The 6620-nt window shown below is 59.4% G+C and carries 11 protein-coding genes; 6 read left to right on the forward strand and 5 right to left on the reverse strand.

Annotated elements, in window-relative coordinates; translation table 11 throughout:
- From B7Y43_RS19830 to B7Y43_RS19845, 4 genes are all read right to left on the reverse strand, one after another.
- Window positions 1-481 (reverse strand): type-F conjugative transfer system secretin TraK (locus B7Y43_RS19830; protein WP_374133386.1); only part of this gene is annotated, 481 nt, incomplete at its 3' end.
- Entirely contained in the window at window positions 478-1044 is a 567-nt protein-coding gene (locus B7Y43_RS19835; RefSeq protein WP_054136667.1) for a type IV conjugative transfer system protein TraE, read from the reverse strand. The genes B7Y43_RS19830 and B7Y43_RS19835, both read right to left, overlap by 4 nt.
- 1 nt (window position 1045) lies before the next feature.
- Window positions 1046-1330, reverse strand: coding sequence for a type IV conjugative transfer system protein TraL (gene traL / locus B7Y43_RS19840; RefSeq protein WP_054136666.1), 285 nt, complete (start codon window positions 1328-1330; stop codon window positions 1046-1048).
- Between the two features lie 89 nt (window positions 1331-1419).
- Window positions 1420-1638, reverse strand: a complete 219-nt coding sequence (locus tag B7Y43_RS19845) for a hypothetical protein (protein WP_374133391.1) — start codon at window positions 1636-1638, stop codon at window positions 1420-1422.
- A gap of 309 nt (window positions 1639-1947) precedes the next feature.
- Between B7Y43_RS19845 and B7Y43_RS19850 the strand changes: the two genes are divergently transcribed.
- The 4 genes from B7Y43_RS19850 to B7Y43_RS19865 all read left to right on the forward strand — a co-directional run bounded on the left by B7Y43_RS19850 (window position 1948) and on the right by B7Y43_RS19865 (window position 4366).
- A complete protein-coding gene (locus tag B7Y43_RS19850; RefSeq protein ID WP_374133387.1) occupies window positions 1948-2421 on the forward strand; it encodes a hypothetical protein in 474 nt (157 codons plus the stop codon).
- A gap of 40 nt (window positions 2422-2461) precedes the next feature.
- Window positions 2462-2953 (forward strand): hypothetical protein, encoded by a 492-nt coding sequence (locus B7Y43_RS19855; RefSeq protein WP_066110830.1) that lies wholly within the window; start codon window positions 2462-2464, stop codon window positions 2951-2953.
- 30 nt (window positions 2954-2983) lie between these two features.
- Window positions 2984-3253 carry a hypothetical protein gene (locus tag B7Y43_RS19860; protein ID WP_374133388.1) on the forward strand — a complete coding sequence of 90 codons (270 nt, stop codon included), beginning with the start codon at window positions 2984-2986 and terminating at the stop codon, window positions 3251-3253.
- A 360-nt stretch (window positions 3254-3613) separates the two neighbouring features.
- Window positions 3614-4366, forward strand: coding sequence for a helix-turn-helix domain-containing protein (locus B7Y43_RS19865; RefSeq protein WP_374133389.1), 753 nt, complete (start codon window positions 3614-3616; stop codon window positions 4364-4366).
- Between the two features lie 393 nt (window positions 4367-4759).
- On the opposite strand, the gene B7Y43_RS19870 is transcribed toward B7Y43_RS19865, so the two are convergent.
- Window positions 4760-5062, reverse strand: coding sequence for a hypothetical protein (locus tag B7Y43_RS19870; protein ID WP_234002715.1), 303 nt, complete (start codon window positions 5060-5062; stop codon window positions 4760-4762).
- A gap of 208 nt (window positions 5063-5270) precedes the next feature.
- Between B7Y43_RS19870 and B7Y43_RS19875 the strand changes: the two genes are divergently transcribed.
- The gene (locus tag B7Y43_RS19875; RefSeq protein WP_015449304.1) at window positions 5271-5888 is read left to right on the forward strand and encodes a recombinase family protein; all 618 of its coding nucleotides are present in this window, start codon (window positions 5271-5273) and stop codon (window positions 5886-5888) included.
- 9 nt (window positions 5889-5897) lie between these two features.
- Window positions 5898-6620, forward strand: a 723-nt coding sequence (locus B7Y43_RS19880; RefSeq protein ID WP_374133390.1) for a DUF4158 domain-containing protein, incomplete at its 3' end; no start/stop codon positions are given.

Consider the following 6620-nt stretch of genomic DNA (forward strand, 5'->3'; position numbering starts at 1 on the left):
CTGTAAGGACCTCAGGCTTGGCGGACGGATTTTCGATATCGGCGTTGCCCACGAAAACCTGCACGGCGCTGTCACCGCCAATCTGGCAGTCGAACTTGTAGACAAGGCCCTTTTGCGTCGTCCCGAAGAAGGAGATGTTCGGCTTTGAATAAGCTTCGGGGACCGAGATGTAGATATCGCCGCGGGTGGGTTCGTGGACGATCGAGAAGTCTTGGCCCTCGACGCCAGTTTGCACCCGGGATACCGACACGAACCGGTCATCCTTCAGCGAAATGCGCGTCAGGTCGGCCTTGGATGCCCGGCAGCGAACCTCTCCATTATCGACGGCGAGGATGTTTTCGTCAGCAAAAGCTGGCGTGGCCGCCATGACGAATCCGACAGTGAAAAGTGCAGCGCCAAGCCCGCGAAGAAGATGGCTGTCGATGCGGAGAAGCAGCGGCGCGCCCGAGGCAAGGCAGAGCGTCGAGACAGAGAAGGTCATTGGTTGGCTCCTTCCTTCTTAACGACGACACCAAACCCCTTCAGGCGCAGCGACACGCCGGTGTAGGTCCAGTGAAATTCGAAGATCTTGTGCTCGCGGCGCACGTCCTTGGATCCGACGATGGTATGAAGGACGCCGCCGACCTGGCTGGTGAGGTTTTCCGGATCGGTGCGGATCCAGTTGATCGTGACAAACTGGGTCACCTGCGACCCCTCCTGCTCAGCCACGATCCGCAGGAGCTTGGCCTTGAGAGCCCCGCGCGCCTCCGGCGCGGAAATGGCCACGATGCCATCAAGCCAGTACTGGAGTGTTTCGGGCGAGCGGTTGAGCGCGAGCTGCGCAGTGTCGCGCGTCACGGCCTCAAGATACTCGGGCGTGAGCGCTGCAGAGCTCAGCGTCATCTGGCTGGGCAGGATGGGCTGCAGCACAACCTCGCGGTCCCGCGTCGATGCCGCGGTGAACATAACCACCACGAGAATGCCGAGCACGACACAGATGAGCGCAAGCAGGTTGCGTTGCTTGAGGGTCCGCTGAGACGCCTCGTGGGCAAAAGAGATTTCCATATCAGCCCGCCATCACACGAAGATGAGATGGCGGAGCGACCTTCAGACCGAAGAATTCTCCCGGCAAATGCCAATAGGCAAAATGCAGGACCCAATGCATCGAACGCCCAGCTTTAACTTTGCGATAGCCGAACCACGCAGCCAGGGCCAAAAGAAGCCCGATGACAACGTGCTGAGCGAGGATGCCCCAGGTGAAGGGTATGACCATCACCAGGAATTCATCGAGGGTCCAGAACCCGATCAGTTCTGGATCGTCGAGATGTTTTGGGATCGAATACTGGTCCAAGGATCAACTCCGCCAGAGGGAGGACAAGGAGCGGCAGCCCAAAGGGTGAACTGCGGTACCCTTGCCATCATGAAGCGAGGGCGCAGCGTTCAGACCGTGCCGGTAACCGAGGCGGTGACGATCGGAATGCCGGTCCCGGCGCCGACGCCGACGCCCACAGGGATTGCGACCTGACCGAGCGAAAAGCGGCCCGACGCAAGCGCCACGATCCCGCCGGCGAGCGAGAGCACAGTGATGATCCGGCCACCCCATTGCGGCATCAGCGCCGAACACGCTGGCGGCCGCGAGCGCCGCAATCGCAACAGCAAGCGTGCCGCTGCGATTCTTCAGATCGAGACTTGTCATTGAGTTTTCCCTTTCGGTTGGATGCTGGCGTCTGCCGCCACAGCCAAAATCCGCCCGAGGAGAACCTTTTCTCAACACCGAAGTGTCAGGATTTCTAAGGAAATGAGAGATTGGGGCAGAATTGAACCCCGCCCAGGATTCGATTCGCTCCCAGCCTGGGAATGAGAATTTCCCACCGTGGTCCAATTTGCGACCCACACCGGGGATGTTTGTGCCCCACAGCGGGCGAAAATCAGCCCCAAGGTGGAGAGGAATCCGCCCCACGGGTAAAAATGCGCAAAAAGGATGACCCGCAAACCGCGCAGTTGCAGGATGACAAGTTCAGACGCTGCCACATCGAGAGAAAGGAGATCGAATTGAGCAAAAGCACGTATGTAGCCCACGAGATTTCCATCAGCGCACACGCTTTCGAAGATATCGTCAGGGCCATCGCAGCACTCAGCCTTGAGCAGACGCGCTTTGTTACGTTCAAAGACGTCATTCTCCATGCGCTGGAGCGGTACCCAGCCCTCAAAGATGGACATTCCGCAGCGCTGGAGACCCTGCTTCCGGTGGACGGACCCGTTCGGATCTACGTCCGTCTCAATTCTACGGACAATGCGGCTGTTGAGCGGCTGAAAGGCGAGCTGAACGCCGATACCAAGGCTCATTGCGGGGTGCGCGAAACACTGATTTTCTGCGCAATGTTGGTAGCGGAAGGCGAATTTTCCGCTTGCAAAATGCAAATCGACAAAGTCAAACTATGAAACTGCATGGAGTGGAATACATGGGATCGTGGAGGCACGCATGTGCGAAGGGACGGAAGATGGGGTCGCCAGCAGAGCTCACAGCGTAAACCAACTGTATGCAGCGCTCATCAAGGAACAGATGAGGCTGCAGAACACCAGCTTGCGCAAGCTGACCGATGAAGGCGTGATCAAAGAAAGTCGGCGGAAGAAATTTTTCGATAAGGTCGAAGATGGAAATCTGACGATCGACGAATTCCAACGCGTCCTGCTCCACCTCAAAATCGACCCTATCCGCGCAGGCCTCGTTCTGCTGTGCTATGAAAGCGCTAGCTCCTACGAAGATCCTTGCTGCGAGACGACCGCATTGGTCGCGGTCGCACTCGCGGCCCGGCTACCAAGCGAACTCGCAGCCTGCGAAGGGCAGTTCGAGACCATCCGTCAAAGCCTGTGTGACACGATCGCCCGCAAGACATCGTCAGCCATCGCCAAACACCACATGTCGCTTGAAAGCCGGCATAACGGCGGCGGTTTTGAACATGCCTACGCCTGAGCCTTGTACGGCGAAACGAGCCCGCGCTGCATGACGAACCGCGTGACTGGTCACGGGCAGACGTCCTGTACCGCACAGCGAAGCGCAAATATGGCGCAGCACCGGAAAGCAAGACGCAAACGCCGTCAGGATGGTTTGCGCCCCCTCGAAATCTGGCTGCCAGCAGCCATGATCGAGATGCTTGACCAGCTGAAAAGGGATGATCTCTCGTCCAGGGAAGCGGTCATCGCAGCGATTGTGGCGACAACGCTCAGCGTCAGATCACCTGAACCATCAGAAGGACAACCGATGATGCTCTAAAATTGAAAGGGGGCCCCGCGCCAACGGGACCCCCTTTAACGCATCCTGTTGCCAGAGCGCCAAGTTCACCTCGCTTTCTAGCAACAGACCGAATGGCAAACAAGCGCTTCTGCGCGCGATGAAACGCGCCCGAACGCTGCCACACCAGCTGGTGCATATGAAAGGGAGGTCAGCGACGCAGACATGAAAAACCCGGGCAGCGCCCGGGCCTTTCGAAGGAAGCTGTAATTTGCCGCGCCAAAGCGTGGCGAGAGACACCGGCAAGCTACCTGCTCCCTGACAACTTGCAAGCATTTTTCGCAAATTTTGCGGGCAATGTTCTTTGTCTGTGCCGCACCTCAGGACTGAGGGAGCGAAAGGATGACTATCGTCCAGAATCAGGCAGCCTGGGAGGTGAATAGCCGACGCCGGGGAGGGCCAGCAGCGATCGGCGCCTGTCTGCCAAAACTGGGGATGCTCGAGACAGAACAGCTGACCATGATCACTTTCATGGAAGACCCGGCAGATCGGGCAAGACATGCAGCGCGCGTCAGCAAGATGATGCGAGGGTTCGAACATACCGGGACCGAAAACGCAGGCAGGCAGCGTCGGCGCAAACTGCTCGATATCATCGAGACCTTCGCGAGAATGCCGCCCGTGACGATCGAAGTTCCGAGAATCGTCTGGCGAGATCTTTACGATGCCGCCGCGAGCATCGCGGCCATGAATATCGACTGGGACAGCCGCTGCGGCCCGCTCATTGCCGCCTCGAACGACCATCTCAAATGCCGGATCGGATGGACCGCCGCGCGCAAGAACATCAGGCGCCTTGCCGAATACGGCCTGATCATCCCCCATTGCCTCGCCGGCAACGGCAAGCGATTTCTTGGGTCACGAGACAGCGAGGATCGCTCCGACGCATCAGGATGGTCGCTGGCGCCGCTACTCCTCCTTGAGGATTACCTCACACAACTGGCCGCCACCGAGAAGGCCCTGGCCGCGCAAAACCTGATCCTGCCCAACCAAATTCGAAGGGCAACAAGCAGCGCGTACCGGAACGGAACAGAAAACCTACATAAGGCAGCACGCCTCAAGGCCGCGGGCCATTCCGGAATGGCAAAAAGTGGTGGTTAGCGGACGTTCATCGCCGGGCAGCAGCGCAGCAGCCCTAAGGACGTGGCAGGCTCCGCTTGCGATGAGAAAAGGCAGACCAAACCGCAACCGGAGCGGTCAAAATTGGGTGATAGAGAAAGATCATCACCAAAACCCAAAGTGGCAGCGACGGGCCATTAGGCCCCGGCGCATCGGGCAATGAGAGAAATGGCAGGCCGTTGAAAGCGGTAAAAAACCATTGGAAGGGAAGTCCGGTCACGAGCCATGCCGCGAACTGCCACAAATACCATCGCGGGATTTTCATTTGCGCTTGTCGTCCATGATCCGGAAGCTATCCGCTAGATGGTGCTTCAAACGATCTTTGTCCGCAATGGGGCGAGTCCGGACTCGTCGCTGATCGGCGATTGTGGGTGGTTAGCTGCCAGACTGCCTCGCGCCAGCGAAGTCAAACTCCCGCATCGTCTTCTCGACTTCTCCGATGCCCAGTCGCTTGTAGAAACACGTCCGCTGCGTCGAGGTCGATTGCCGGTCGATGTAGTAAGCCCATTCTCCCGAACCGACCGGGCTCGCAGGAACATCAATGCGGTGAACCACCAGAGAGCAGGCCTTGGCCGTCTCCTTCACCTCATCCCAGCTAGGCTGCCGCATCGGCTGTGCTGAGACGGATGCGTCTGTCATCACGTAACCGAACGAAGCGATGATGATCAGCCAGCGCATGTCGACGATGCTACAGTCTGCACAGAATGTCCGCAAGGGGGCGGAAGCGGCCGTCTGGTTTTTCCAATAAACCCCGGTTTGATGCGAAGCGGTCCGACGAACGCGATCGACCCACTGGACGGCCTTCAATCTCACATCTACCCGTCCAGAAACCTATAGCCGGTAAACCCATCGTTCGATAGATTGATGCAAGAGGGAGCGGGCGTCGATGCTGATCGGGTACATGCGGGTGTCGACGGGCGAGCAGAATCTCGATCTGCAACGTGATGCGCTCGATCGTGCCGGATGCAACCGGATCTTCGACGACGTTTGCTCGGGCCGTACGACCGAACGGCCTGGGCTCGACAAGGCAATCGATATCATGCGTGATGGCGACGCTCTTGTTGTCTGGAAGCTCGACCGAATTGGACGGTCGCTGCCTCACGTCGTCGGGCTGGTCGGAGATCTGCAGAAGCGCGGCGTCGGCCTGAAGGTGCTGACCGGCGATATCGATACGACGACCGTCACGGGCCGGTTAGTGTTCGGCATCTTCGCAACCCTGGCCGAGTTCGAGCGCGACCTGATCCACGAGCGCACGATGGCAGGGCTGGCTGCGGCCAGGGCCCGTGGCCGCGCGGGCGGGCGGCCACGGGTGATGACGAAACAGAAGTTGAAGGCCGCAATGGCGTTGATGGCAGACCGCGACAATGCCGCGCGCGACGTCGCTGTCCAGCTCGGAGTATCGGTGTCGACACTCTATGCCTATGTCGACGCCAAAGGACAGCCGCGAGAGCGGGCCAGCGAACTGTTGGCCAAGCGCGGGACCAGATCCGCGGCAGCGGCATAGCGTGAAGCGGTGCCAGTCAGCTTTCTCTCGGACGACCAGGCACTGCGATATGGTCGCTTCGTAGGCGATCCGACCTCGGAACAGCTGGCGCGGCACTTTCATCTCGACGATGCGGACCGGGCGTTCATCGGCGCACACCGCGGCGACCACAACCGGCTCGGTGTCGCGGTGCAGCTAGGCTCGTTGAGGCTGCTCGGCACTTTTCTCGAAGATCCGGCGCAAATACCTGCGTCCGTCACGCGATTTGCTGGCGACCAACTGGCGATCGACGGATCGGCCGAACTAATGGCGCGATATTGCGCGACCAAGGGACGATGGCGGCACGGCCCGCGCATCCGCATTCATTATGGCTACCGAGTCTTCTCCGATCCCGGCGTCGCGTTCCGATTGCATCGTTTCCTGTATGCGCTGTGCTGGACGGGCACCGATCGACCGTCGGCCCTGTTCGACGCAGCCGCGACATGGCTGCTCGAGTTCAAGGTGATGTTACCGGGATTGTCCGTCCTCGAGCGCGATATCGCACGGGTCCGCACGCGAGTCGCCGCGCACGTCCATCGCCGCCTGGTCGACAAGCTGACGTCAGAGCAACGTACCCGGCTCGATACGCTCGTCGCTGTTGCCGAAGATGGACGGCAAAGCCCGCTCGATCGACTCCGTGATGGGCCATATCTGCAAAGCGGCCCTGAGATCAGCCGGGCCATCGACCGACTGACCGAAATCCGTACATTCACC

It is taken from the genome of Sphingomonas sp. 28-62-20 (assembly GCF_002281505.1).